Annotated in this window: 20 protein-coding genes; 10 read left to right on the top strand and 10 right to left on the bottom strand. The window is 69.4% G+C overall.

The features are described from left to right. Positions 1 to 55: 55 nt before the first annotated feature. Entirely contained in the window at positions 56 to 1,507 is a 1,452-nt protein-coding gene (gene lpdA / locus RAB70_RS12335; RefSeq protein WP_148829753.1) for a dihydrolipoyl dehydrogenase, read from the top strand. A 145-nt stretch (positions 1,508 to 1,652) separates the two neighbouring features. After that, complete coding sequence (locus RAB70_RS12330) at positions 1,653 to 2,246, top strand: TIGR00730 family Rossman fold protein (RefSeq protein ID WP_017913415.1); 594 nt, start codon at positions 1,653 to 1,655, stop codon at positions 2,244 to 2,246. Positions 2,247 to 2,624: 378 nt separating this feature from the next. On the opposite strand, the gene RAB70_RS12325 is transcribed toward RAB70_RS12330, so the two are convergent. Beyond that, on the bottom strand, positions 2,625 to 5,510 hold the full coding sequence (locus RAB70_RS12325) for an EAL domain-containing protein (protein ID WP_017913416.1): 2,886 nt from the start codon (positions 5,508 to 5,510) through the stop codon (positions 2,625 to 2,627). Between the two features lie 219 nt (positions 5,511 to 5,729). Here RAB70_RS12325 and RAB70_RS12320 point away from each other — a divergent pair, with 219 nt between their 5' ends. The 5 genes from RAB70_RS12320 (at position 5,730) to RAB70_RS12300 (ending at position 10,184) form a co-directional block, all read left to right on the top strand. After that, positions 5,730 to 6,284: an RNA polymerase sigma factor gene (locus RAB70_RS12320; protein WP_017909180.1), complete on the top strand. Its 555-nt coding sequence runs from the start codon at positions 5,730 to 5,732 to the stop codon at positions 6,282 to 6,284. Beyond that, a complete protein-coding gene (locus tag RAB70_RS12315) occupies positions 6,281 to 7,435 on the top strand; it encodes a hypothetical protein (RefSeq protein WP_265531490.1) in 1,155 nt (384 codons plus the stop codon). The genes RAB70_RS12320 and RAB70_RS12315 overlap by 4 nt, the downstream gene beginning before the upstream one ends. 61 nt (positions 7,436 to 7,496) lie before the next feature. Further along, the gene (locus tag RAB70_RS12310; protein ID WP_017913577.1) at positions 7,497 to 8,090 is read left to right on the top strand and encodes a YigZ family protein; all 594 of its coding nucleotides are present in this window, start codon (positions 7,497 to 7,499) and stop codon (positions 8,088 to 8,090) included. Beyond that, positions 8,087 to 9,853 carry an ABC transporter transmembrane domain-containing protein gene (locus RAB70_RS12305; protein WP_148829320.1) on the top strand — a complete coding sequence of 589 codons (1,767 nt, stop codon included), beginning with the start codon at positions 8,087 to 8,089 and terminating at the stop codon, positions 9,851 to 9,853. Before RAB70_RS12310 ends, RAB70_RS12305 begins: the two co-directional genes overlap by 4 nt. Positions 9,854 to 9,971: 118 nt before the next feature. Then, the gene (locus tag RAB70_RS12300; protein ID WP_148829319.1) at positions 9,972 to 10,184 is read left to right on the top strand and encodes a hypothetical protein; all 213 of its coding nucleotides are present in this window, start codon (positions 9,972 to 9,974) and stop codon (positions 10,182 to 10,184) included. Between the two features lie 349 nt (positions 10,185 to 10,533). On the opposite strand, the gene RAB70_RS12295 is transcribed toward RAB70_RS12300, so the two are convergent. The 6 genes from RAB70_RS12295 to hrcA all read right to left on the bottom strand — a co-directional run bounded on the left by RAB70_RS12295 (position 10,534) and on the right by hrcA (position 18,122). Continuing rightward, a complete protein-coding gene (locus tag RAB70_RS12295) occupies positions 10,534 to 11,646 on the bottom strand; it encodes a prephenate dehydrogenase (RefSeq protein ID WP_148829318.1) in 1,113 nt (370 codons plus the stop codon). Next, a complete protein-coding gene (gene pdxY / locus RAB70_RS12290) occupies positions 11,643 to 12,563 on the bottom strand; it encodes a pyridoxal kinase (protein ID WP_148829317.1) in 921 nt (306 codons plus the stop codon). The genes RAB70_RS12295 and pdxY overlap by 4 nt, the downstream gene beginning before the upstream one ends. A 418-nt stretch (positions 12,564 to 12,981) precedes the next feature. Continuing rightward, entirely contained in the window at positions 12,982 to 14,112 is a 1,131-nt protein-coding gene (dnaJ, locus tag RAB70_RS12285; protein WP_017908540.1) for a molecular chaperone DnaJ, read from the bottom strand. A gap of 151 nt (positions 14,113 to 14,263) precedes the next feature. Then, complete coding sequence (gene dnaK / locus RAB70_RS12280; protein WP_148830077.1) at positions 14,264 to 16,192, bottom strand: molecular chaperone DnaK; 1,929 nt, start codon at positions 16,190 to 16,192, stop codon at positions 14,264 to 14,266. Positions 16,193 to 16,337: 145 nt separating this feature from the next. Then, on the bottom strand, positions 16,338 to 16,859 hold the full coding sequence (gene grpE / locus RAB70_RS12275) for a nucleotide exchange factor GrpE (protein ID WP_017913573.1): 522 nt from the start codon (positions 16,857 to 16,859) through the stop codon (positions 16,338 to 16,340). Between the two features lie 204 nt (positions 16,860 to 17,063). Beyond that, the gene (gene hrcA, locus RAB70_RS12270; protein WP_017908542.1) at positions 17,064 to 18,122 is read right to left on the bottom strand and encodes a heat-inducible transcriptional repressor HrcA; all 1,059 of its coding nucleotides are present in this window, start codon (positions 18,120 to 18,122) and stop codon (positions 17,064 to 17,066) included. Between the two features lie 111 nt (positions 18,123 to 18,233). On the opposite strand from hrcA, the gene recN reads away from it, so the two are divergent. Next, complete coding sequence (gene recN, locus RAB70_RS12265; RefSeq protein WP_148830076.1) at positions 18,234 to 19,895, top strand: DNA repair protein RecN; 1,662 nt, start codon at positions 18,234 to 18,236, stop codon at positions 19,893 to 19,895. Positions 19,896 to 20,769: 874 nt separating this feature from the next. Here recN and fur read toward each other — a convergent pair. Beyond that, positions 20,770 to 21,192: a ferric iron uptake transcriptional regulator gene (gene fur, locus RAB70_RS12260; protein ID WP_026143876.1), complete on the bottom strand. Its 423-nt coding sequence runs from the start codon at positions 21,190 to 21,192 to the stop codon at positions 20,770 to 20,772. 103 nt (positions 21,193 to 21,295) lie between these two features. Between fur and RAB70_RS12255 the strand changes: the two genes are divergently transcribed. Beyond that, the gene (locus RAB70_RS12255) at positions 21,296 to 21,694 is read left to right on the top strand and encodes an outer membrane protein assembly factor BamE (RefSeq protein ID WP_017908545.1); all 399 of its coding nucleotides are present in this window, start codon (positions 21,296 to 21,298) and stop codon (positions 21,692 to 21,694) included. 27 nt (positions 21,695 to 21,721) lie between these two features. Here RAB70_RS12255 and RAB70_RS12250 read toward each other — a convergent pair whose 3' ends face one another. Further along, positions 21,722 to 21,976: an RnfH family protein gene (locus RAB70_RS12250; RefSeq protein ID WP_148828115.1), complete on the bottom strand. Its 255-nt coding sequence runs from the start codon at positions 21,974 to 21,976 to the stop codon at positions 21,722 to 21,724. A 5-nt stretch (positions 21,977 to 21,981) separates the two neighbouring features. After that, entirely contained in the window at positions 21,982 to 22,413 is a 432-nt protein-coding gene (locus tag RAB70_RS12245; RefSeq protein WP_148828116.1) for a type II toxin-antitoxin system RatA family toxin, read from the bottom strand. Positions 22,414 to 22,472: 59 nt separating this feature from the next. On the opposite strand from RAB70_RS12245, the gene smpB reads away from it, so the two are divergent. After that, on the top strand, positions 22,473 to 22,976 hold the full coding sequence (gene smpB / locus RAB70_RS12240; protein WP_017908548.1) for an SsrA-binding protein SmpB: 504 nt from the start codon (positions 22,473 to 22,475) through the stop codon (positions 22,974 to 22,976). The last annotated feature ends 145 nt before the right edge of the window (positions 22,977 to 23,121 follow it).

The following is a 23,121-nucleotide window of genomic DNA, read 5'->3' as shown; positions in this document are numbered from 1 at the left end:
CTGCGCTTTTGCGATTCCCCATTCCCTATTCCCCATTCCCGTGTGAGCGAATGAAATGAGCGAACAATACGACGTCGTCGTCATCGGTGCCGGTCCCGCCGGCTATCACGCGGCCATCCGTGCCGCCCAGTTGGGCCTGAAGACCGCTTGCATCGACGCGGCGCTGGGCAAGGACGGCAAGCCGGCGCTCGGCGGCACCTGCCTGCGCGTGGGCTGCATTCCCTCCAAGGCGCTGCTGGATTCCTCGCGCCAGTTCTGGAACATGGGCCACCTGTTCGGCGAGCACGGCATCAGCTTCAAGGATGCCAAGATCGACGTCGCGGCGATGGTCGGGCGCAAGGACAAGATCGTCAAGCAGTTCACCGGCGGCATCGCGATGCTGTTCAAGGCGAACAAGATCACCCCGTACTACGGCTTCGGCGAGCTCCAAGCAAACGCGGGGCAGCCGGGCAACGTGGTCAAGGTCAAGCAGCACGACGGCAGCGAAGTCGAGCTGAAGGGCACCAACGTGATCCTGGCCGCCGGCTCGGATTCGATCGAACTGCCGTTCGCCAAGTTCGACGGCGAGACCATCGTCGACAACGTCGGTGCGCTGGACTTCACCGAAGTGCCCAAGCGCCTGGCGGTGATCGGCGCCGGCGTGATCGGCCTGGAACTGGGCAGCGTGTGGAAGCGCCTGGGCGCCGAGGTCACCATCCTCGAGGCGCTGCCGGACTTCCTGGCCCTGGCCGATGCCGAAGTGGCCAAGACCGCCTTGAAGGAATTCAAGAAGCAGGGCCTGGACATCAAGCTCGGCGCCAAGGTCTCCAAGACCGAAGTCACCGGCAAGGGCAAGAAGCAGGAAGTGGTCGTCACCTATAGCGACAGCGAAGGCGAGAAGACCCTCAACGTGGACAAGCTGCTGGTGGCCGTCGGCCGCCGCGCCGCCACCAAGGGCCTGCTGGCCGACGGTACCGGCGTCAAGGTCAACGAGCGCGGCCAGATCGAGGTCGATGCGCACTGCCACACCGGCGTCGACGGCGTGTGGGCGATCGGCGACTGCGTGCGCGGGCCGATGCTCGCGCACAAGGGTTTCGAGGAAGGCATCGCGGTCGCCGAACTGATCGCCGGCCTGCCCGGCCACGTCAACTTCGACACCATTCCGTGGGTCATCTACACCGAGCCGGAAATCGCCTGGGTCGGCAAGACCGAGCAGCAGCTCAAGGCCGAAGGCGTGCCGTACAAGGCCGGCAGCTTCCCGTTCGCGGCGATCGGCCGTGCGGTGGCGATGGGCGAGCCCGCGGGCTTCGTCAAGGTCATCGCCCACGCCGAGACCGACCGCGTCCTGGGCATGCACCTGGTCGGCGTCGGCGTCTCCGAACTGGTCCACGAAGGCGTGCTGACCATGGAGTTCAACGGCTCGGCCGACGACCTGGCGCGCATCTGCCACGCCCACCCCACCCTGTCCGAAGCGATCCACGACGCGGCCATGGCGGTGAGCAAGCGGGCGATTCATAAGGCCAATTGAGGCCGGGAAACGGGAATGGAGAATCGGGAATGGCAAGCGCATTCCCGGCACTGCATTCCCACTGCATAACGCCGGGCCCGAGTCCGGCGTTATGCGTTTCGGCTTTTGATTTTCCCTATTCCCCATTCCCGACTCCCCATTCCCGATGAAAAGCATCTGCGTCTACTGCGGCTCCAACGCCGGCAACAAGCCCGCCTATGTCGAACGTGCCACCGCGCTGGGCACCCGCATCGCCGAACAGGGGCTGCGCCTGGTCTATGGCGGCGGCAATGTCGGCCTGATGGGCACCGTGGCCAATGCGGTGCTCGCCGCCGGCGGCGAGGTCACCGGCGTGATTCCCAAGCAACTGGCCGACTGGGAAGTGGCGCACCGCGGCCTCACCGAGCTGGAGATCGTCGGCTCGATGCACGAGCGCAAGTCGCGCATGTTCGACCTGTCCGATGCCTTCGTCGCCCTGCCCGGCGGCTTCGGCACCATGGAAGAAATCTTCGAGATGCTGACCTGGCGCCAGCTCGGCATCGGCAACAAGCCCTGCGCCTTCCTCGACGTGGAAGGGTTCTACGCGCCGCTGATCGGCATGATCGATCGCATGGTCGAAGAGCGCTTCCTGCACCCGGACCAGCGCGCCGACCTGTGGTACGGCAGCGACATCGACACGATGCTGGGCTGGATGCGGGAGTACACGCCGGCGCAGGCTTCCAAGTGGATCGACGAAAAGCGTCGCAACGCGTTGCGCTGAGACGCCGAAAGCGGCAACGTCATGACGCGTGGCGACGCGCCATGAATTCCGGCGCACGATTGTTCCTGCGGCGCGGATCGACAAAAAGCGCCGCAACGCGTTGCGCCAGGCGCATCCGATCCACGGCAAGCGCTTGGCGCGTGGCGAACCGTTCAGGCCGCCGCCCATACCGACAGGACGTGTCCTGCAGGAGCGGCTTCAGCTGCGACGGGCGTGCTCGATAAAACCCATCGCGGCTGAAGCCGCTCCTACGCGGCAACCTGCCATGGCGGCATCTTCAGTCGCTCCAGCATCGGAGGCGCGGATCGAACAAACGCGCCGCAACGCGTCGCGCTGCGAGCAACGGGCGCATGGCGCCGCGCTCCGCACTCGATCGCCTCAAAGCAGCTGCGGCGCGGCGGCCGGGCGCCCGAGCAGATAGCCCTGCCCGTAGTCGCAACCCAGTTCGCGCAGGGTCGCCAGTTGCTGCTCGGTCTCGATGCCTTCGCCCACCGTTTCGATGCCCAGGGTGCTGGCCAGGGCGAGAATGCCGCGTACCAGCGCGTGGCTGCCGGTGCTGCCCTCGTCCTGCAGGCCGGCGACGAAGCTCTGGTCGATCTTCAGCACCGAGATCGGGAAGCGGTGCAGGTAGGACAGCGCCGAGAAGCCGGTACCGAAGTCGTCCAGTTGCGCCAGGACGCCGCGCTCGCGCAGCGCCTGCAGGATGGTCAGGGTGCGCGGTGCGTCGTCGAGCAGCGCCACCTCGGTGATCTCCACGCGCAGGCGGCGCGGATCTGCGCCGGCGGTGTCGATCAGCCCGAACAGCCGTTCGGTGAAATCCGGCGAGCGGAAGTGCCGCGGCGAGACGTTGACCGAGACGTAGCCGCCCTCGCTCTGCGCCAGGCGCCGGATCACCTGCGCGTACAGCAGCCAGTCCACCTGCTCGATCAGGCCGCTCTCCTCGCCCAGGTCGATGAACTGGCTCGGCACCAGCAGCCCGCGGCTTTCGTGGCGCCAGCGCAGCAGCGCTTCGTGGCCGATCACCTCGCCGTCGCGCAGGCGCACGATCGGCTGGTAGAACGGCTCGAAGTCGCGGTTGTTGATCGCCCGGCGCAGGTCCGCCTCCAGATCGAGGCTGCGCAGCGCCGCCTCGCGCATGGCCTCGTCGAACACCACGCAGCGGTCCTGCGTCTGCGCCTTGGCCCGGTACATGGCCGCGTCGGCGTCGCGCAGCATCTCCTCGCCGTTGTGGTAGCGCGGATGCCAGGCGGCGATGCCCAGGCTGCCGGACGGGAACAATTCGCGGCCGGCCACCCACATCGGCTGGCCAAGCACGTGCAGCAGGCGCCGCGCCAGCTCGCGCGCGCCATCCAGGCCATGCTCGCACGGCGTCAACACCGCGAATTCGTCGCCGCCCAGGCGCGCCACCACGTCCTGGCCGCGGATCGTGGAGACGATGCGCTTGGCCACCTGCACCAGCATCTCGTCGCCGGCGGCGTGGCCGATGCTGTCGTTGACCAGCTTGAACCGGTCCAGATCCAGGAACAGCACGGCGAAGGTCCTGCCGCCGCCGCGGGCACGGGAGATCGCCTCGCTGAGCCGGTCCAGCAGATGCGATCGGTTCGGCAATCCGGTCAGCGCGTCGTGCAGCGCCTGGTGGGTCAGGCGCTGCTCGGCACGCCAGCGTTCGGCGATCTGCGCCAGCAGTTGCTCGTTGACCTCGGCCAGCTCGCGGGTGCGCTCCTCCACGCGCTGCTCCAGCTCCGCGTGCGCCAGCCGCAGCCGTTCCTGCGCGCGCTGCCGCGCCAGACCGCTGCCGACGTTGTGCGCGACGAAGGTCAGCAGGCGCTGGTCGTGCTCGGTGAACCGCACCTTGGCGATGTAGCTCTGCACCACGATCGCGCCGATCACCTCGCCTTCGTCGAACAGCGGCACGCCCAGCCAGCTGTAGGGGCGCTGGCCGTACTCCTGTACCTCGCCCTGCGTCAGCAAGGCGTCGATGTCGGGAAGTTCGAGCAGTTGCGGACGCCGCACCCGCATCACGTACTCGGTCAGTCCGCGGCCGCGGCGCCGTTGCGGCCGGTAAGGGGTGAACTCGTCCACCGAGTAGACGAACTCCAGCATCGTGTCGTCGTCGGACAGCAGCGCGATGTACAGGTTGCGCGCGTCGATCAGCCCGCCGACGATGGCGTGCACCTCGGTGTAGAACTGCTGCAGGCTCTCCGAACGGATCGCCAGCTCGGCGATGCGGAACAGCGCCAGTTGCAGCGTCTCGGCGCGCTTGCGCTCCTGGATCTCGTCCTGCAGGTCGCGGTTGGCGCGCTGCAGTTCCTGGGTCCGCAGGTGCACCCGCCGCTCCAGTTGCACCTGCGCATGGCGCCGGTCCATCGCGGTCTGCACGTGTTGCGCCACGTAGGCCAGCAGCGCGCGGTCGGCGTCTGTGTAGCGCAGCGCGTAGTCGTAGTTCTGCACCACGATCGCGCCGCACACCCGGCCCTCGCGCAGCATCGGCACGCCCAGCCAGTCGCGGCTCTCCGGGCCGTGTTCGGCGTTGTAGCCCACCTGCAGGCGTTCGCGCACCTGCTCCGAGGGCCCACGCACCGCGCGGCCGTGGCGCAGCAGTCCCACGGTGAGGCTGTGCGGCATGTCGCGCAGGAAGTAGGTCTGCTCCGGATCGGCGACGAAGTCGTCGTGGCGGTCGGAGAAGTACAGAAAGCGCATGCTCTGCTGATCTTCGTCGTATTCGACGATGTAGCAGTTCTCCGCGTACATCAGCGATTCCAGCACCGCATGCACGCGCTGCAGCATCTGGCTCATTTCCAGATCGGCGCCGGCCAGATCGGCGATCTCGTACAGCGCCTGCTGCAGCTGCTTGGATTTCTCCAGGCCCTCGATGCGCGCGCGCATGCGCTCGGTGTCGAGCAGGTTGAGGCCGAAGGCGACCGCGGCCTCGCACCAGGCGGTGCGGTACGCTTCGTCCAGCGGCTGTCTCACCTGCGCACCGATGACCACGCAGGCCCCCTCGGCGGTGCGATGCACGTGCAGCACCGTGGGTGTCGTCGACGGTGGCAACTCGGTGGCGGCCAGCGTCTGCGCGACCAGCGCCTGCAACCACTCCGGCGCCTCCGCGCTGGCGCCGTGGAGGCGCCCGACCACGCCGTCGCCGCAGCCGACCACCACGGCGCTGCCGGGCGGCAGCAGCCTGCACAAGGCCTGCGCCGTGCGGGCGGGCGCATGGCCGCCGGAAGCGTCTTCGCGGGCGGTGGCGGACGAATTGAACAGCATCGACAACGATTCTCCTGCAGGGCCCCCGGAACTGCTCCACGCTCGCCCTTTCACCCCCAGCATACCCGTTGCATGCACCGATCGACGCCCGATCGACCCCGAAGTGCCGCGATACGCGTTTGTCTACCCATGTTGTCCGAATGTCCGCCATCGACGCCCTCTCCCGGGCCCCCGCCTCCCGACTATGCGGCGGACCGGCGAACGCTTAGGCTTGCCGCCGTGGACGCCCCGGTCGACGCGAGCGACGAAGCCCTGATGCTGGCCTATGCCGCCGGCGACGCACGCGCGTTCGAGACTCTGTACCTGCGCCATCGCGGCCGCCTTTACCAATACCTGCTGCGGCAGCTGCGCGACCGGGCGCTGGCCGAAGAACTGTTCCAGGACGTGTGGCAGCGGGTGATCGCCGCACGCCTGGACTGGCAGCCGCAGGCCGCGTTCACCACCTGGCTGCTGCGCATCGCCCACAATCGGCTTGGCGACCATTGGCGCGCGGCCAAGCACCGCCCGCCGGCGCCGGCCGACGCCGACCTGCGCACCGCGCGCGTGCAGGACCCCGACACCCCGGAGCGGCAGTTGTCCGCCTTCGAACAACGGCGCCAGTTGCAACTGGCGCTGGATGCGCTTCCCGAGGAGCAACGCGACGTGCTGCTGCTGCGCCTGGAGCAGGAATTGAGCCTGGACGAGATCGGGCACATCACCGGCGTCGGCCGCGAGACGGTCAAGTCGCGGCTGCGCTATGCGATGGACAAACTGCGTGCGAGGTTGGGCGGATGAGCGCCGACGAACCGCTGACCCCGGAAGAGCGCGCGCTCGCCGAACGCCTGCGCCTGGGCCGGCAGGCATTGCCGCCGCCGGCGCTGGATGCGGCGATCCTGGCTGCCGCGCGCGCGGCGGTCGCACCGGGAGCCGCCGAGGTCCCGGAGTATCCCAGCAGCGCCGCGGAGCGCGCGCGGGCGCAAGCCACCGCGGCGATGCCAGCGTCCGCACCCGCCTCCATCGCGACCGCCGACCCGGCCGGGCCAGGCCCGGCGCCCGCATCGCGTGCCGCCCCGCCGGCGTCGCGGCCACGCTGGCCGACCTGGCTCGGCCTGGCGGCCTCGCTGGTGCTGGTGGCCGGCATCGCCTGGCGCGCACGCCCGCCGGTGCCCTCGGCGCCGATGCCGTCGGCAGCGCCTGCTCCGGCAGCGACGCCCGCCACCGACGCCGCTTCTGCGCCAGCCGCATCGCCGGCACCGCCCTCCGCGGAGCCGGCGCCGGATGCCACCGCGCCGGCGGCCCCCAAGGCCACAGCGCCCGCCCCTGTGGCCTCGGCGCGCAGGGAAGCGGAAGCACCTGCCGCGCCACTGCCGGAGGCGCAGGCGCGCAAGCCGGTGCCCGCGAAGAGCCTGGCCCCTCCCGCGTCACCGGCGATGGTGGCGCCAGTTGCACCGCCGGCCCCGGCACCACCGCCACCGGCGATCGCAGCGGATAACAGCGAGCCGGCTGCCGCACCGGCCGCCGAACAGCAAGCCGCCCCCGCCGCCATGGCCTTGCGCGCACCGGCGCGCGCGGCAACGACGCAGGACACCTGGGCACGCAGCGCGCCCACCGACGACGCCCGCCAGGCCAAGCTGGCGGCCGCCGCGCGCGCGCAGGCGGCAGCGACCGGGTCCTCGGAGGCGCTGTCGCTGCAACCTTCGACGTCGTCTGCCGCGCCCGCCGCCGCATCGGCGCAGCCACGGTCCTCCGCTGGCGTCTTGGCGGCCGCAGTGGAAGTGGCCGTGGAGGCCGACGCACAATTGCCCCCGCGGCGCTGGCTGCAACGGATCCGCGAGCGCCGCGACGGCGGCGAACTGGACGTCGCCCGCGCCAGCCTGCTGCGCTTCCAGCGCACCCACCCATACCGCACGGTGCCCGCGGACCTGCGCCCGCTGCTGCAGGACTGAGCCGCACGCTGCCGGCGCCTGCGCCGCAGGCCGGCAGCGCACCTCGTCTACAATGCCGCCGATGCCCGATACGCTCCCGCACCCCGTCAGCCACAGCGTGGAGATCAAGCACAGCCGCTTCGTTGCCCACGCCGCGCCGATCGCCGACGCCGGCGCAGCGCTGGCGTTCGTGCAGCAGGTGATGGTGGCCGACGCCACCCACAATTGCTGGGCCTACCGCCATGGCGACGAATACCGCTCCAGCGACGACGGCGAGCCCGCCGGCACCGCCGGCCGGCCGATCCTGGCGGCGATCGACGGCCAGGGCTTCGACCGCGTGGTGGTGGTGGTCACGCGCTGGTACGGCGGCATCAAGCTCGGCGCCGGCGGCCTGGTCCGCGCCTATGGCGGCAGTGCGGCCGAATGCCTGCGCCTGGCGCCACGGCAACCGCTGCTCGCGTTAAGCCTGCTGACCCTGCACTGCGGCTTCGACGACCTGGGCGCGGTGCACGCCGCGCTGAGCGCCTGCGCCGCGGAAAAACTCGATGAACGCTTCGATGCCGGCGGCGCCGAACTGCGCCTGCGCCTGCCCCGCGATCGCGTCGACGCCTTGAAAACCCGCCTGCGAGACGCCACTCGCAATCGGGTCCGCTGTTCGGAACCCGCCCCCGCATGAACACCCCGTCGGCCGACCAGGCCAAGTCGCTGCGCAGACTCGGCAGCCTGCGCACCCTGTGGCCGTTCGTGCGTCGCCGGCGCGGCCTGCTGATCGCCTGGCTGGTGGCGCTGGCGATCTCGTCCAGCGCCACGCTGAGCCTTCCGGTCGCGGTCCGGCAGATGATCGATCATGGCTTCGAGGACGTCGGCCTCATCAACCAGTCGTTCGCCCTGTTGTTCGCGGTCTCGGTGGTGCTGGCGGTGGCCACCGCCACGCGCTTCTACTTCGTGTCGCTGCTCGGCGAAAAGGTGGTCGCCGACCTGCGCGAACGCCTGTACACGCACCTGATCGGCCTGCATGCCGGGTTCCACGACCGCAACCGCAGCGGCGAACTGGTCTCGCGCCTGTCGGCCGACAGCGAACTGCTGCGCGGGGTCATCGGCAGCACCATGTCGGTGGCGCTGCGCAGCACGGTCACCGCGGTCGGCAGCGTGGTGATGCTGTGCGTGACCAGCCCGCACCTGGCCGCCTACACCCTGCTCGGCATCCCGCTGGCGGTGCTGCCGATCGTGCTCGGCGCGCGGCGCCTGCAGAAGATCTCGCGCGCCAGCCAGGATCGCGTCGCCGACGCCAACACCCTCGCTGCCGAGACCCTGGGCGCGGTGCGCACGGTGCAGGCCTACGCGCGCGAAGGCTACGAACGCGGCCGCTTCGGCGAAGCGCTGGCGCAGACCGTGGCGGTGGCGCGGCGCCGGGTCCGCGCACAGGCGCTGATCACCGCCGCGGCCATCGTGTTGATCTTCGGCGCCATCGTGCTGGTGCTGTGGTTGGGCGCGCACGAGGTCGCCGCCCACGAACTCAGTGCGGGCGCGCTCGGCCAGTTTTTGCTGTATGCGATGTTCGGCGGCGGTTCGGTGGCCTCGCTGGCCGAAGTCTGGAACGACCTGCAGCGCGCGGCCGGCGGCATGGGCCGCATCGCCGAATTGTTCCAGGAACGTCCCGAGATCGTCGCCCCGGCGCAGCCACGTGCGCTGCCGCAGCCGCTGCGCGGCGAGGTGCGCTTCGACAACGTCAGCTTCCGCTACCCGCAGCGCCCCGATCACCCGGCGCTGGACGGCTTCGATCTGCACGTGCGGCCCGGCGAGAGCGTGGCCCTGGTCGGCCCCTCCGGCGCCGGCAAGAGCACGGTGCTGGCGCTGCTGATGCGCTTCCACGATCCGCAATCGGGCAGCGTGCAGGTGGACGGCCTGGATCTGCGCACGCTGGACCCCTTGCAACTGCGCGCGGCGATCGGACTGGTGCCGCAGCACCCGACCCTGTTCGCCGCCAGCGCCGCCGACAACATCCGCTACGGCCGGCTCGAAGCCAGCGAAGCCGAGGTCGAGGCCGCCGCGCGCGCGGCCGAAGCCGACGCGTTCCTGCGGCAATTGCCCGACGGCTATGCCAGCGAACTGGGCGAACGCGGTGCGCGCCTGTCCGGCGGCCAGCAGCAGCGCATCGCCATCGCCCGCGCCCTGCTCAAGGACGCGCCGATCCTGTTGCTGGACGAGGCCACCAGCGCCCTGGACGCGCAGAGCGAACACGCCGTGCAGCACGCGCTGGAGCGGCTGATGGCCGGACGCACCACCCTGGTGATCGCGCACCGCCTGGCCACCGTGCTGAAGGCCGACCGCATCGTGGTGATGGACCATGGCCGCATCGTCGCCCAGGGCACCCACGCCGAGCTGCTGGCGCAGGACGGGCTGTACGCCGAACTCGCTCGCCTGCAGTTCATCGACTGAGCACGCCGCGCTAACGGCGGCGGGACTACGGTCGAGCCGCGTCTGCTGCGGTCCGCGCGCCCGCGACCGCACGCTCCGGCGTCCCGCATTCGATGCAGCGTTCGACAGGAGGCTTCCGATGTCCTTTCGCCAATTGCCCGCCCTCGGTCCCGACGGCGAGGCCTATCTGATCACCGAGTTCCAGGGCGATGCGCCGCGCCAGCAACAGGCGCAGCACGACCCGCACGCCGACAGCGGACTGCGCTACGAGCTGGCCGATGGCCGCAAGCTGATCCGCCGCGGCCAGCAGTTCGTCACCACCGGCGGCGAGTTGACCCTGACCGCGGTCTAGCGTCGCCACCACGCTGTGCCCGCCATGCCCTGTCATCGCCACTGGCGTTCGGGGTGCTGGCGGCAAGCTGGTGAATTTTTCGCCACACGGCTTGACAGGCTTGCCCCGCAAGGCGCGCCGACAGTTATCCACATGTTTGCGCAGTGGCCATCCACATGCGCTGTGGATGAATCTGGAGGTGGGCGTCGTGCGTCCATGTGTTCTGGAGCGCAGCTGAAGCCGCGACGAGCGAAGCGGTGCGCGTTCCGATCGCGCACCGCGTCGGGACTGAAGTCCCCCACAGTGCCCCAGCCCACTCGCCGCAAGTTCCTGCAGGAGCGGCTTCAGCCGCGACGGCGTTCGATGCAATTCACCCCGCCAGCACCCGCCCAATCCCACTGGCATCGATCTCCGCCGCAGCCCTGCGCACGGCGCCGGCATCGCTGGCCGGATCGAAGCCGAGCCGGAAATGCAGCTCGCCCGCCTGCGTGCGCGAGGAGTGGATCGAAGCGAGATTCACCCCATGGCGCTCGAACACGTGCAGCAGCGCGCGCAACGAGCCGGCGCGGTCTTCCGGCAAGTACACGCTGAGCGTGGCCTGCTCGGTCAGATCGGCGAGCAAGTACCCCACCCGTTCGTAGCTGTAGTTGCCCTGCGCGATCGCCGCCTCGCCCAGCGCCTGCCGATTGGCATCGAGAAACTCGGCACGAAACTGCGCGCGTGCGGCATCGTCGCCGCGACCGACCTGGTCGCGCAGCCGCGACAGCTGCGCGATCAGCCCGTCCAGCACATCGCCGACATGCGGATTGCCGAACTGGATGTCTTCGTAGATGGCCGGATTCAGGGCCAGGATGCGCGCGATGATCGCGGTATCCAGTTCGAACGAGGCCGAGCGGTACGGCAGCAGCGCCTGCAACGGCCCCAGCGCCGGCGCATGCTCGCGCAGCACGCCGGCCTGGGCCAGATGCGTGGCGTGGACCATCGCCTGCACCAGCGCCATCACCCGGTCGTGGTGCTCGGGCGTGGTGCGCACGCACTCGCCTTCCAGCGCCGTGTACAGCTGTTGCAGCCAGGGCTGCCACTGCGCCACCCGCGCCTCGCAGACCACCAGCACGCGGCCCTTGAGCGTGGGCGACTTCGGCGGCGCGGTCATCGGATGCAGGCCGGCCACTTCCGCCTGCGAGGCCAGCATCGCCGCCACCGGCGCGGCCTTGACCGAGGTGACGTCCAGCCACAGCTGGTCGCGCTCGCGGCCGCCGGCGCGCTGCACGTACTCGCCGATCAAGGCCGGCGTGTGCCGGATCGGCGCGGAGAAGATCAGCACCTGCGCCTGCTGCAGCAGCGCCTCCGGCGCCAGCGACTGCAGGTCGGCCGGATCGTGGCCGATCACCTGCAACTGCATGCGCTCGCGGAAGAAGCGGCTCAGCCAGCGACCATAGGCGCCGGCGCTGCCGACGATGCCGACGACCGGGCGCAGGCTCACGCCAGGCGCTCGGCGACGAAGCGCAGCGGCGTGGCCAACGCAGCCGGCGCCGCCGCCAGCACGTCCAATTCTTCCACGTCCGCGGCCAGGGTCGCCTCCAGCGCCGCGTGCACACCGGCGATGGCGCGGCCGATCGCCGCCTCGAAGCTGTCGCCGCGCAGCAGGAAGGCCACCAGCAGCGCCATCAACACATCGCCGGTGCCGGCGACATCCACCGGCAGCAATGGCGAGCACCAGCGGTAGACCGCCTCGCGGCTCACCGCCAGCGTGACCAATTGCCCGGCATCGCCGCCGACGCTATGCGCGAGCACCCACTGCGGGCCGCGCGCCAGCAACACACGCGCCGCGGCGATCGCCTCGTCCTGCGCCAGTGCCGGCATGCCGGTCAGGCGGCCGAGTTCGAACGCATTCGGTGTCACCAGCCATGCGTGCGGCAACAGGCGCTCGGCGAAGATCGCTTCCAGGCCCGGTTCCACGTAGGGGCCGGTGTGCGTATCGCCGATCACCGGATCCAGGCAGTAGCGCAGCGTCGGGCACTGCGGCAGCGTGGCGTCGAGCCAGTCGGCGAAGGCGGCACCATTGCCGACGCTGCCGAAGTAGCCGGACACCAGCATGCGCGCGCGTTGCGGCAGGCCGCGTTCGCTGGCGCCGAGCAGCAGATCGGCGAACCAGTCCGACGGCAGCACCTTGCCACGCAGCGTGGCGTAGAACGGCGCATTGCTCAGCAAGGTGGTCGGGATCTCGGCCACGCGCAGGCCGAGCGCGCGCAACGGCGGCACCGCCGCGCTATTGCCGGCGTGGCCATAGACGAGTTGCGACTGCACGGAAATGACGTCGACCGGCACCGGCCCGTCGGGGCGCTGGCGGCGGCCATGAATGAGATGACTTGCAGCGGAGCTGTCGGCGGAAGCGTTCATCGCCGTAGTGTAGCGTCGGCGCAAGGCCCCCAAGAGGCGCGTGCATGCGCCGTGTTGCGGGGGCTTTCAGCAACAACGGCCTCAGCTGCGACGCTCCGACGAGAAAGCGTCGCGGCTGAAGCCGCTCCTGCAACGGGGGCATGGTGCGGGGAGAAGCCCACGCACAGCCAGCATCGAAACTCCCAATTCTCCGCTGTGCTCAGCGCGCGAAACATTCCAATGTGGGAGGGGCTTCAACCCCGACGCGTTGGCGGTAAAGCGTCGGGGCTGAAGCCCCTCCCACAAAAAGCCTGGCAGCGGCCAGGAACGTTTGGAAAATCGCGAATCCCGGCTTTTCAACAGCCGCAGGCTGTCATCCCGAATCCCGAATCACGAATCCCATGCTTTTCAAGCAGCCGAATGGCTGATCATCCCGGCCTTACGACGTCATCCGGTCCCAGAACCCCTTCACCCCGTCGATGAAGGTCGCCGACTTGGGCGAATGCTTGCGCGCGTCCTCGCCGGTGAAGGTGGATTCGAACTGCTCCAGCAGCTTGCGCTGGTCGGCGGTGAGGTTGATCGGGGTCTCCACCACCACCCGGCAGTACAGGTCGCCTTCGCTGCGGCTGCGCACCGAGCGCACGCCCTTGCCGCGCAGACGGAACAGCTTGCCGGTCTGGGTCTCGGCCGGAATGCGGATCTCCGCCTCGCCGCCGAGGGTGGCCACGCGCACGGTGTCGCCCAACGCCGCCTGCGAGATGCGGATCGGCACCTCGCAGTGCAGGTCGTCGCCGTCGCGCTGGAAGATCGGGTGCTCGCGCACGCGCACTTCCACGTACAGATCGCCGGGCGGAGTGCCGGCCGGACCGGCCTCGCCCTCGCCCGACAGGCGGATGCGGTCGCCATTGTCGACGCCGGCGGGAATCTTCACCGACAGCACCTTGGTCTCTTCCACGCGCCCGGCGCCATGGCACACGCCGCACGGGTTCTGCACGATCTGGCCGCGGCCGGCGCACTGCGGGCAGGTCTGCTGCATGGCGAAGATGCCACGCTGGATGCGCACCTGGCCGCGCCCGTGGCAGGTGCCGCAGGTCTCGACCTTGCCGTCCTCCGAGCCGCTGCCGTGGCAGTGCTCGCATTCGCTCAGGGTCGGAATCTCGATGCGGCGCTCGATGCCGGCCACCGCTTCTTCCAGGTCCAGCTCCAGCACGTAGCCGATGTCGGCGCCACGCCGTGGCGCACGCCCGCCACCGCCGGCGCCGCCAAAGATGTTGCCGAAGATGTCGCCGAAGATATCGCCCATGTCCGGGCCGCCAGGGCCCCCGCCCATCCCGCCCATGCCGTGCTCGAACGCGGCGTGGCCGTGCGCGTCGTACATGCGCCGGCGATTGCCGTCGGACAGCACCTCATAGGCTTCCTTGCATTCCTTGAACGCGGCCTCGGCGGCTTGGTCGCCGGGATTGCGGTCCGGGTGGTACTTCATCGCGCAACGGCGATAGGCCTTCTTCAGCTCGTCGTCGCTGGCGGTGCGGGCCACACCCAGCACTTCGTAATAGTCGCGTTTGCTCATGGCTGGGAATCGGCGATGGGGAATGGGGAATGGTTCAAAACGGGCATCCTGTAGCGATCGGTCATAGCGGCGATGAAACCGGGAACCTTAAAACGGCGAAGGAGCGGAGCCTGAGCACCGCTCCTTCGAAAACCGATTCCTTAAGGCTGGATCACGCCTTCTTGTCGTCCTTGACCTCGGTGAACTCGGCGTCGACCACGTCGTCGGCGTGGGCCGAGGACGCATGCGCGCCGCTGGCGTTGCCGCCCGACTGCTGCTCGCCCGCCGCCGCGGCCGCGTACAGCGACTGACCGGCCTCTTCCAGCGCCTTGGTCTTGGCCTCGATCTGACCCTTGTCGTCGCCCTTCATCGCGGTTTCCAGGTCCGCCAGCGCCGACTCGACCTTGCCGATCACGTCGCCGCCGACCTTGCTGCCGTGCTCGGTGATCGCGCTGCGGGTGGCGTGGATCAGGCCGTCGGCCTGGTTGCGCGCCTGCACCAGCTCATGGAACTTCTTGTCTTCCTCGCGGTTGGCTTCCGCGTCGGCGACCATCCGCTGGATCTCGTCGTCCGACAGACCGGAGCCGGCCTTGATCTCGACCTTCTGTTCCTTGTTGGTCTTCTTGTCCTTGGCCGACACGTGCAGGATGCCGTTGGCGTCGATGTCGAAGGACACCTCCACCTGCGGCAGGCCGCGCGGCGCCGGCTCGATGCCGGACAGGTCGAACTTGGCCAGCGACTTGTTGTAGCGGGCCTGCTCGCGCTCGCCCTGCAGCACGTGCACGGTCACCGCCGACTGGTTGTCCTCGGCGGTGGAGAACACCTGCGAGGCCTTGGTCGGGATGGTGGTGTTCTTCTCGATGATCTTGGTGAACACGCCGCCCAGGGTCTCGATGCCCAGGCTCAGCGGGGTCACGTCGAGCAGCAGCACGTCCTTGACGTCGCCGGCCAGCACGCCGCCCTGGATCGCCGCACCCAGCGCCACGGCCTCGTCGGGGTTGACGTCCTTGCGCGGCTCCTTGCCGAAGAACTCGGCCACCGCCTGCTGCACCTTCGGCATGCGGGTCTGGCCACCGACCAGGATCACCTCGGTGATGTCGCTGGCGCGCAGGCCGGCGTCGTTCAGCGCGGTGCGGCACGGGTCGATGGTGCGCTTGACCAGGTCTTCCACCAGCGCCTCGAGCTTGGCCCGGGTCAGCTTGATGTTGAGGTGCTTCGGGCCCGACGCGTCGGCGGTGACGTACGGCAGGTTGACTTCGGTCTGCTGCGAGGACGACAGCTCGATCTTGGCGCGCTCGGCGGCGTCCTTCAGGCGCTGCAGCGCCAGCGGATCCTTGCGCAGGTCGATGCCCTGGTCCTTGTTGAACTCTTCCACCAGGTAGTCGATGACGCGCTTGTCGAAGTCTTCGCCGCCCAGGAAGGTGTCGCCGTTGGTGGCCAGCACTTCGAACTGCTTCTCGCCGTCGACGTTGGCGATCTCGATGATCGACACGTCGAAGGTGCCGCCGCCCAGGTCGTACACGGCGATCTTGCGGTCGCCGCCCTGGCCCTTGTCCAGGCCATAGGCCAGCGCAGCCGCAGTCGGCTCGTTGATGATGCGCTTGACGTCCAGGCCGGCGATGCGGCCGGCGTCCTTGGTCGCCTGGCGCTGGCTGTCGTTGAAGTACGCCGGCACGGTGATGACCGCCTCGGTGACGGTCTCGCCCAGGAACGCCTCGGCGGTCTTCTTCATCTTCTCCAGCACCTGCGCGGAGATTTCCTGCGAGGCCAGCTTGCGCCCGTCGGCGGTGGCCACCCAGGCGTCGCCGTTGTCGTGCTGGACGATGCTGTACGGCACCAGGCCGATGTCCTTCTGCACTTCGGCGTCGGTGAACTTGCGGCCGATCAGGCGCTTGACCGCGTAGAAGGTGTTCTTGGGGTTGGTGACGGCCTGGCGCTTGGCCGAGGCGCCCACCAGCACTTCGCCGTCCTTGGTGTAGGCGACGATCGAAGGCGTGGTGCGGTCACCCTCGGAATTCTCGATGACGCGGGCCTTGCCGCCGTCCATGATCGCCACGCACGAATTGGTCGTGCCCAGGTCGATGCCGATGATCTTGCCCATTGCAATGACTCCTGAAAGGTCGTGTAGCCGGCCAGTGCCGGGATCTGGTTCGGATATAGGGATGGCTGCAGGTCATTCAAGCCATCGCCGCAAATTAGCGTTCCACCGCCGCCGCGCCGGGTTCAGGCGCGGGCGGCCGGCGCGCTCAGTCGTGCTTGGCCACCACCACCAGGGCGGGCCGCAGCAGGCGGTCGTTGAGCAGGTAGCCCTTCTGGAACACCTGGATCACGTGCCCCGGGGCCACGCCCTCGGCCTCAGCCTGGCTGATCGCCTGGTGATGCTCGGGATTGAACGGCTCGCCGGTCGGGTCGAGCAGGGTCAGGCCGTTGTCGGCGGCGACCTTGAGCAACTGCTTGTAGGTCAGTTCCAGGCCGTCGCGCAGCGGGCTCGGCTCGCTGCCGGCGGCGGTCAGCCCCGCGTCCAGACTGTCGAACACCGGCAGCAGGTCGCCGAGCAGGCGCTCGTTGGCGAACTTGCGCGCCTGCTCCACGTCGCGGGCGATGCGCTTGCGCTGGTTCTCCAGGTCGGCCCGCTCGCGCAGGGCGTCGGCCTTGACCAGGGCCAGTTCGCTGCGCAGCGTCTCGATCTCCGCCTGCAGCGGATCGGTCGAGGGCTGCTGCGCCTCGGTCAGGTGTTCGGAATCGAATTCGGGGTGCTCTTGCGTCATGTCCGGGTCCCTGGCGGGGTACGTCCCGCCTTACCGGACCACCTATGTGGGCGGTGCGGGCGGATTCAAGTGAGGCCGGGATGATCGGCCATTCGGCTGCTGAAAAGCGGGGATTCGGGATTGGGGATTGGGGATTCGCCCGGGCGCGGCTGGATGGCCTGCTGGCGGATGAGGCGGCGGCGCTTCGACCAGCGCTACGTGCGTTCAGCGGTCGCCCGGCGGAGATGGGTCCAGGCGGGCGCCGAGGACGTCGGCGGCGGTCTGGACCAGGGGGATGACCCGGTCGTAGTCCATGCGCTTGGGGCCGATCACGCCCAGCACGCCCAGCACCTGGCCGCCGGCCATGTACGGGGCGGTCACCAGCGACACGCTTTCCAGCGGCACCATGCCGGTCTCTTCGCCGATGAAGATGCGCACGCCCGGCGCGCGGATGGTGCGTTCGAGCAGTTGCAGGAGTTCGCGCTTGCTGGCGAAGACCTCGAACAGTTCGCGCAGCCGCTCCAGGTCCGACAGGTCCTGCACGCCCATCAGCTTGGTCTGCCCGGCCAGCACCATGTCGTCGCCGGCCGGGGCCAGCGCCTGCTCGGCCAGCTCGACGCTGTGTGCCAGCAACTGCTCCATCTCGTCGCGCGCATGGCGCAGGTCGCGCAGCAGGCTGGCGCGGATGTCGGCCAGGGCGCGCCCGGCAAAATGCCGGTTCAGATAGTTGGCCACCCGCTCCAATTCGGCCGGCTCGTAGGCCTTGCGCGGTTCGATGACCCGGTTCTGCACCTCGTTGTCGGCGAACACCAGGATCGCCAGCACCCGCCGCGCGTCCAGCGGCACGAAGTCGATGTGCCGGAACGCGAACTGCTCGCGCTTGGGCGCGCTGACCACGCCGACGAAGTGGGTCATGGCCGACAGCAGTTCCGAGGCGCTGCCCAGCAACGCCTGGGTGCCGGCGGCATTGGCCATCTCCGCGCGCAGCCGTGCCACCTCGCCTTCGGCCGGCGGGCGCATCTGCACCAGGCTGTCGACGAACACCCGGTAGCCGGTGGCGGTGGGCACGCGCCCGGCCGAAGTGTGCGGCGAGCTGAGCAGCCCGGCGTCCTCCAGGTCGGCCAGGATGTTGCGGATCGTCGCCGGGCTCACGTCCAGCCCGGCGTGGCGGGCCAGGGTCTGCGAGCCGACCGGCTCGCCGTCGCGGATATAGCGCGAGATCAGCGTGCGCAGCAGCTGCCTGGCACGCGGATCGAGGCTGGAATGGACCGGGGAAGCGCGCATGGAATCAACCCGTGAGACTGGTCCTTAGATAATGTCTGCACGCCGGCTTGGCAAGTCATTGGCCCACCTACCCGCGCATGCTAGCGTTGCGCGGCTCCGGATGCAGACCCCATGCTCAGACATCTCTCGATCAAGGATTTCGCCGTCGTACGCGGCACCGAACTGGAATTCGGCCCCGGCATGACCGTGGTGTCCGGCGAAACCGGCGCCGGCAAGTCGCTGATGGTGGACGCGCTCGGCTTCCTGTCCGGGCTGCGCGCCGACAGCGGCGTGGTCCGCCACGGCGCCGACCGCGCCGAACTGTCGGCCGAGTTCGTGCCCCCCGCCCAGGCGCGCGCCTGGCTGCGCGAGAACGAACTCGACGACGACGAACACTGCCAGCTGCGGCGGGTGATCCGCGCCGACGGCGGCTCGCGCGCCTGGATCAACGGGCGCCCGGTGACCCTGTCGCAACTGGCGGAGCTGGCCGGCCACCTGGTCGAGATCCATGGCCAGCACGAACACCAGGCCCTGCTCTCGCGCGGTAGCCAGCTCGGCCTGCTCGACGCCTACGCCCGCAACGAGGCCGAGCGGGCCGCGGTGCGCGCCGCCGCCGCCCGCTGGCAGGGCCTGCTCAGCGAGCGCGAGACCCTGCTGGCGCAGGGCGACGTCAGCGACCGCATCGGTTTCCTGCAGCACCAGCTGGCCGAGCTGCAGCGCGAGGACCTGGACCCGGCGGCGATCGCCGCCCTGGACGCCAACCACCGCCGCCAGGCCCACGCCGCCGCGCTGATCGGCGCCTGCGAGGGCGCGGCGCAGCGCCTCAACGGCGACGAGGCGCCGGCGGTGCTGGACCTGCTGCAGCAGACCCGCCACGAACTCGGCAAGGTCGGCGAGTACGACCCGCGCCTGGCCGAAGTGCAGGCACTGATCGACAGCGCCGGCATCCAGCTGGAAGAAGCGCTGGCGCTGATCGACCGGGTCCGCGACGACCTAGATGCCGACCCGGCGCAGTTCGACGAGATGGAACGCAAGCTCGGCCGCCTGCACGACCTGGCGCGCAAGCACCGGATCGGGGTGGATGCGCTGGCCGGGCACCGCGACGCCCTGCTGGCCGAAGTGGAGAGCCTGCGCGGCGCCGGCGAGCGGCTGGACGTGCTCGACGCCGAGATCGCCCAGGCCACCCAAGCCTGGCGCGACGCCGCGGCCGCCCTGACCGCCACCCGCGACCGCGGCGCGCAGGCGCTGTCGCGCGACACCACCACCCTGATCGGCGAACTGGGCATGGGCGGCGGGCGCTTCCTGATCCAGCTCGAGCCGCACGACACCGAACGCCCGGACCCGGCCGGCGCCGAGCGGGTCGAGTTCCTGGTCGCCGCCAACGCCGGGCAGCCTCCGCGCGCCCTGCGCAAGGTCGCTTCCGGCGGCGAACTGTCGCGCATCTCGCTGGCGATCGAGGTCGCCGCGCTGGGCCTGGACGCGGTGCCGACCATGGTCTTCGACGAAGTGGACTCGGGCATCGGCGGCGCCGTCGCCGACATCGTCGGCAAGAAGCTGCGCGCGCTCGGCGAGCAGCGCCAGGTGCTGTGCGTGACCCACCTGCCGCAGGTCGCCGCGCAGGGCCACGCCCACTACCGGGTCAGCAAGGCGCCGGTCGAGGGCATGACCCAGAGCTCGGTGGAACTGCTGGCGCCGCGCCAGCGCGAGGAAGAACTGGCGCGGATGCTGGGCGGGGTCGAGGTCAGCAAGGAAGCCCGCGCCGCGGCCAAGCGCCTGCTGCTCAGCGCGGGCTGAGCGGCTGGCGATCGGGCAGCGCCTGGCAGTGCAGCCCCGCCCAGGCGCCACAGGTCACTGAAAGCATCAAAGGCCCCTCTCCCACCGGGAGAGGGGTTGGAGTGAGGGTTAGGCGCAGAGCCACCCGCTGACGTAATCCACGCGGCGCCCCCCGCACCCTCATCCGCCCCTGCGGGGCACCTTCTCCCGATGGGAGAAGGGAGAATCCTTAGCCCCTCTCCCACCGGGAGAGGGGTTGGGGTGAGGGTCCGGCGCGGAGCGACCCGCCGACGTGATCCACGCGGCGACACCCGCACCCTCATCCGCCCCTGCGGGGCACCTTCTCCCGACGGGAGAAGGGAGACGCCTTAGCCCCTCTCCCACCGGGAGAGGGGTTGGGGTGAGGGTTCGGCGCGGAGCGACCCGCCGACGTGATCCACGCGGCGACACCCGCACCCTCATCCGCCCCTGCGGGGCACCTTCTCCCGACGGGAGAAGGGAGACGCCTTAGCCCCTCTCCCACCGGGAGAGGGGTTGGGGTGAGGGTCCGGCGCGGAGCGACCCGCTGACGTGATCCACGCGGCAACACCCGTACCCTCATCCGCCCCTGCGGGGCACCTTCTCCCGAGGGGAGAAGGGAGAAGCACTAGCCCCTCTCCCACCGGGAGAGGGGTTGGGGTGAGGGTCCGGCGCGGAGCGACCCGCTGACGTGATCCACGCGGCGACACCCGCACCCTCATCCGCCCCTGCGGGGCACCTTCTCCCGAGGGGAGAAGGGAGAAGCACTAGCCCCCCTCCCACCGGGAGAGGGGTTGGGGTGAGGGTACGTGGCGAAGCCCTAGCGCGCTTGCGCCGAGGGGGACACAGGCCGGTAAGGCCGAGCCGGCCGCAGAACTCAGCCCTTCTTGCCGCTCGGCCGCTTGCTGCGCACGTACAGCACCAGGGAATGCTCTTCCAGTTCGTAGCCGTGATCGGCGGCGATCTTGCGCTGCAATTCCTCGATCTCCGCGCTTTCGAACTCGATGATCTTGCCAGTGTCCACGTCCACCATGTGGTCGTGGTGGCCGCCGCGGTCCAGCTCATACACCGCCTGGCCGCCCTCGAAGTTGTGCTTGAGCACCAGCCCGGCCGCCTCGAACTGCGTCAGCACCCGGTACACGGTGGCCAGACCGATCTCGTCGCCGTGGTCCAGCAACTGCCGATAGATCTCCTCGGCGGTCATGTGGTGCCGCGCCGACTTCTGCTCCAGCAGCTCGAGGATGCGCATCCGGGGGTGCGTGACCTTCAGGCCGACTTTGCGCAGATCGTGGGATTCCATGGCGTCTCCGTTCATAGCTGGTTTATCGCCAGCTGCCTGGGAATGGGTCGCGGCGGTCGCCGGGAGTGTATCATCGACGTGATTTCATTCAGCCCTGTCCCCGATGCGCAATCTCCTGCTGGTCGCCGCTGTTGCCCTGTCCACCGCTGGCTGCGGCATCATTTACAAGCAGCCCATCTACCAGGGCAATCTGATCAAGCCGTCGGCCGTCGAACAGCTGAAGGTCGGACAGAGCAAGCAGCAGGTCAGCGCGCTGCTGGGCAGCCCCTCGATCCCGGATCCGTTCCATGCGCAGCGCTGGGACTACACCTCCACCGAGCGTGTCGATCGCGTTGGCCGTACCGAGATCAAGAACTTCGTCGTGTTCTTCGACAACGACATGGTCACCCGCTGGGAAGGCGATTACTTCCCGGATCAGGACGAAGAGCTGGCCAAGAACAGTGTGCGTCAGTTCGGCCGCAACCTGGCCAAGGACAAGAAGAAGCAGCGCCGCGGCGAATGAGCCTGCGGCCGCGTCGCGCCCCGCCGCTCAGCGCGGCTTGGCGCGGCGTCGCCTGGCGTCCTTCGGGTCGATCAGCAATGGCCTGAGCAGTTCCACCCGGTCGCCATCCTGCAACAGCCGCGTCGGTGCGGCGACCTCGCCGTAGACCGCGCATGGCATGCCGGGCGTCGCTTCGGGCAAGGCAGCGGCGGCCAGCGCATCGGCGACGGTCGCGCCTTCCGGCAGATCCAGCCGCTGCGACACGAAGCGCTCCGGCCAGGCCAGCACCACCTCGACCTGCATGGCGGCTAGGCCTGTTCCCGGTCGGCCACGCGCACGAAGTCGTTGACCATGCGGTCGGCCAGGCTCTGGAAGCCCAGCGCCAGCGCCGGCCCCAGCAGGCGCGAGGCCGGTTCGAAGTCGAGCATCAGGCTGACCTTGCTGGCATGGTCGTTGAAGCCCTGGAAGGTCCACTGCCCCTGCAGGCGCTTGAACGGACCGTCGCGCAGCTGCATATCGATGCGATCCGGGCGCTGCAGGCTGTTCTCGGTGGTGAACCAAGTGCGGAACGAGCCCAGCCCCAGGTCCAGCCGCGCCACCAGGACACGGTCGTTCTGCTCGAGGATATGGGCCGCGTCGCACCAGGCGAACCGGCGCGGATAGGCGGCGACGTCGTTGACCAGATCGAACATGCGCGTTGCGGCGTGTTCGACCAGAGCGCTGCGGCGGATGATAGGCATTCGGGACGGGAAGTGGGACCAAGACGTTCGGGAGGCCCCGAATCGGAGACAATAGCAAGATGAGCAAGAAACCCGTCAAGGATAAAGCAAACGGCGCGACGGCCAACAAGACCATCGCCCTGAACAAGCGCGCGCGCCACGAATACCACCTGGAGGACCGCTACGAGGCGGGCCTGGCCCTGCAGGGCTGGGAGGTGAAATCGATCCGCGCCGGCCGCGCCAACATCGGCGAGAGCTATGCGTTCGTGCGCCAGGGCGAGCTGTTCCTGTTCGGCGCGCAGATCACTCCGTTGATCCAGGCCTCCACCCACGTGGTGGCCGACGACCGGCGCACACGCAAACTGCTGCTGCACCGGAACGAGATCGACAAGCTGATCGGCCGCGTCGAACGCGACGGCTACACCCTCGTACCCACCGCGATGTACTGGAGCAAGAACAAGATCAAGCTCGAGATCGCGCTGGCCAAGGGCAAGCAGGACCACGACAAGCGCAACGCGGCCAAGGACCGCGACTGGGCCCGCGACAAGCAGCGCATCATGCGCCGGCACAACAAGAATGCCTGAGGGGCGGGGATGATCAGCCATTCGGCTGCTGAAAAGCCTGGGATTCGGGATTGGGGATTCGCAACAGCGGATCTCCTGCCCTCCCCAGCTGCCCTGCACGCCTCGCCTTTCCCATGGGAGCGGCTTCAGCCGCGACACGGTGAAG

The organism is Xanthomonas sontii, assembly GCF_040529055.1.
In the GTDB taxonomy this organism is placed as follows: domain Bacteria; phylum Pseudomonadota; class Gammaproteobacteria; order Xanthomonadales; family Xanthomonadaceae; genus Xanthomonas_A; species Xanthomonas_A sontii.
Note: the sequence above shows the minus strand (reverse complement) of the source record. Positions and strands in the feature narration are given on the sequence as shown.

What these genes read in the sequence shown, in the direction of transcription:
- lpdA (WP_148829753.1), top strand. Translation starts at nt 56, where the DNA reads ATGAGCGAACAATACGACGTCGTCGTCATCGGTGCCGGTCCCGCCGGC.
- RAB70_RS12330 (WP_017913415.1), top strand. Translation starts at nt 1,653, where the DNA reads ATGAAAAGCATCTGCGTCTACTGCGGCTCCAACGCCGGCAACAAGCCC.
- RAB70_RS12325 (WP_017913416.1), bottom strand. Translation starts at nt 5,510, where the DNA reads ATGCTGTTCAATTCGTCCGCCACCGCCCGCGAAGACGCTTCCGGCGGC.
- RAB70_RS12315 (WP_265531490.1), top strand. Translation starts at nt 6,281, where the DNA reads ATGAGCGCCGACGAACCGCTGACCCCGGAAGAGCGCGCGCTCGCCGAA.
- RAB70_RS12310 (WP_017913577.1), top strand. Translation starts at nt 7,497, where the DNA reads ATGCCCGATACGCTCCCGCACCCCGTCAGCCACAGCGTGGAGATCAAG.
- RAB70_RS12305 (WP_148829320.1), top strand. Translation starts at nt 8,087, where the DNA reads ATGAACACCCCGTCGGCCGACCAGGCCAAGTCGCTGCGCAGACTCGGC.
- RAB70_RS12300 (WP_148829319.1), top strand. Translation starts at nt 9,972, where the DNA reads ATGTCCTTTCGCCAATTGCCCGCCCTCGGTCCCGACGGCGAGGCCTAT.
- pdxY (WP_148829317.1), bottom strand. Translation starts at nt 12,563, where the DNA reads ATGAACGCTTCCGCCGACAGCTCCGCTGCAAGTCATCTCATTCATGGC.
- dnaJ (WP_017908540.1), bottom strand. Translation starts at nt 14,112, where the DNA reads ATGAGCAAACGCGACTATTACGAAGTGCTGGGTGTGGCCCGCACCGCC.
- dnaK (WP_148830077.1), bottom strand. Translation starts at nt 16,192, where the DNA reads ATGGGCAAGATCATCGGCATCGACCTGGGCACGACCAATTCGTGCGTG.
- grpE (WP_017913573.1), bottom strand. Translation starts at nt 16,859, where the DNA reads ATGACGCAAGAGCACCCCGAATTCGATTCCGAACACCTGACCGAGGCG.
- hrcA (WP_017908542.1), bottom strand. Translation starts at nt 18,122, where the DNA reads ATGCGCGCTTCCCCGGTCCATTCCAGCCTCGATCCGCGTGCCAGGCAG.
- recN (WP_148830076.1), top strand. Translation starts at nt 18,234, where the DNA reads ATGCTCAGACATCTCTCGATCAAGGATTTCGCCGTCGTACGCGGCACC.
- fur (WP_026143876.1), bottom strand. Translation starts at nt 21,192, where the DNA reads ATGGAATCCCACGATCTGCGCAAAGTCGGCCTGAAGGTCACGCACCCC.
- RAB70_RS12255 (WP_017908545.1), top strand. Translation starts at nt 21,296, where the DNA reads ATGCGCAATCTCCTGCTGGTCGCCGCTGTTGCCCTGTCCACCGCTGGC.
- RAB70_RS12250 (WP_148828115.1), bottom strand. Translation starts at nt 21,976, where the DNA reads ATGCAGGTCGAGGTGGTGCTGGCCTGGCCGGAGCGCTTCGTGTCGCAG.
- RAB70_RS12245 (WP_148828116.1), bottom strand. Translation starts at nt 22,413, where the DNA reads ATGCCTATCATCCGCCGCAGCGCTCTGGTCGAACACGCCGCAACGCGC.
- smpB (WP_017908548.1), top strand. Translation starts at nt 22,473, where the DNA reads ATGAGCAAGAAACCCGTCAAGGATAAAGCAAACGGCGCGACGGCCAAC.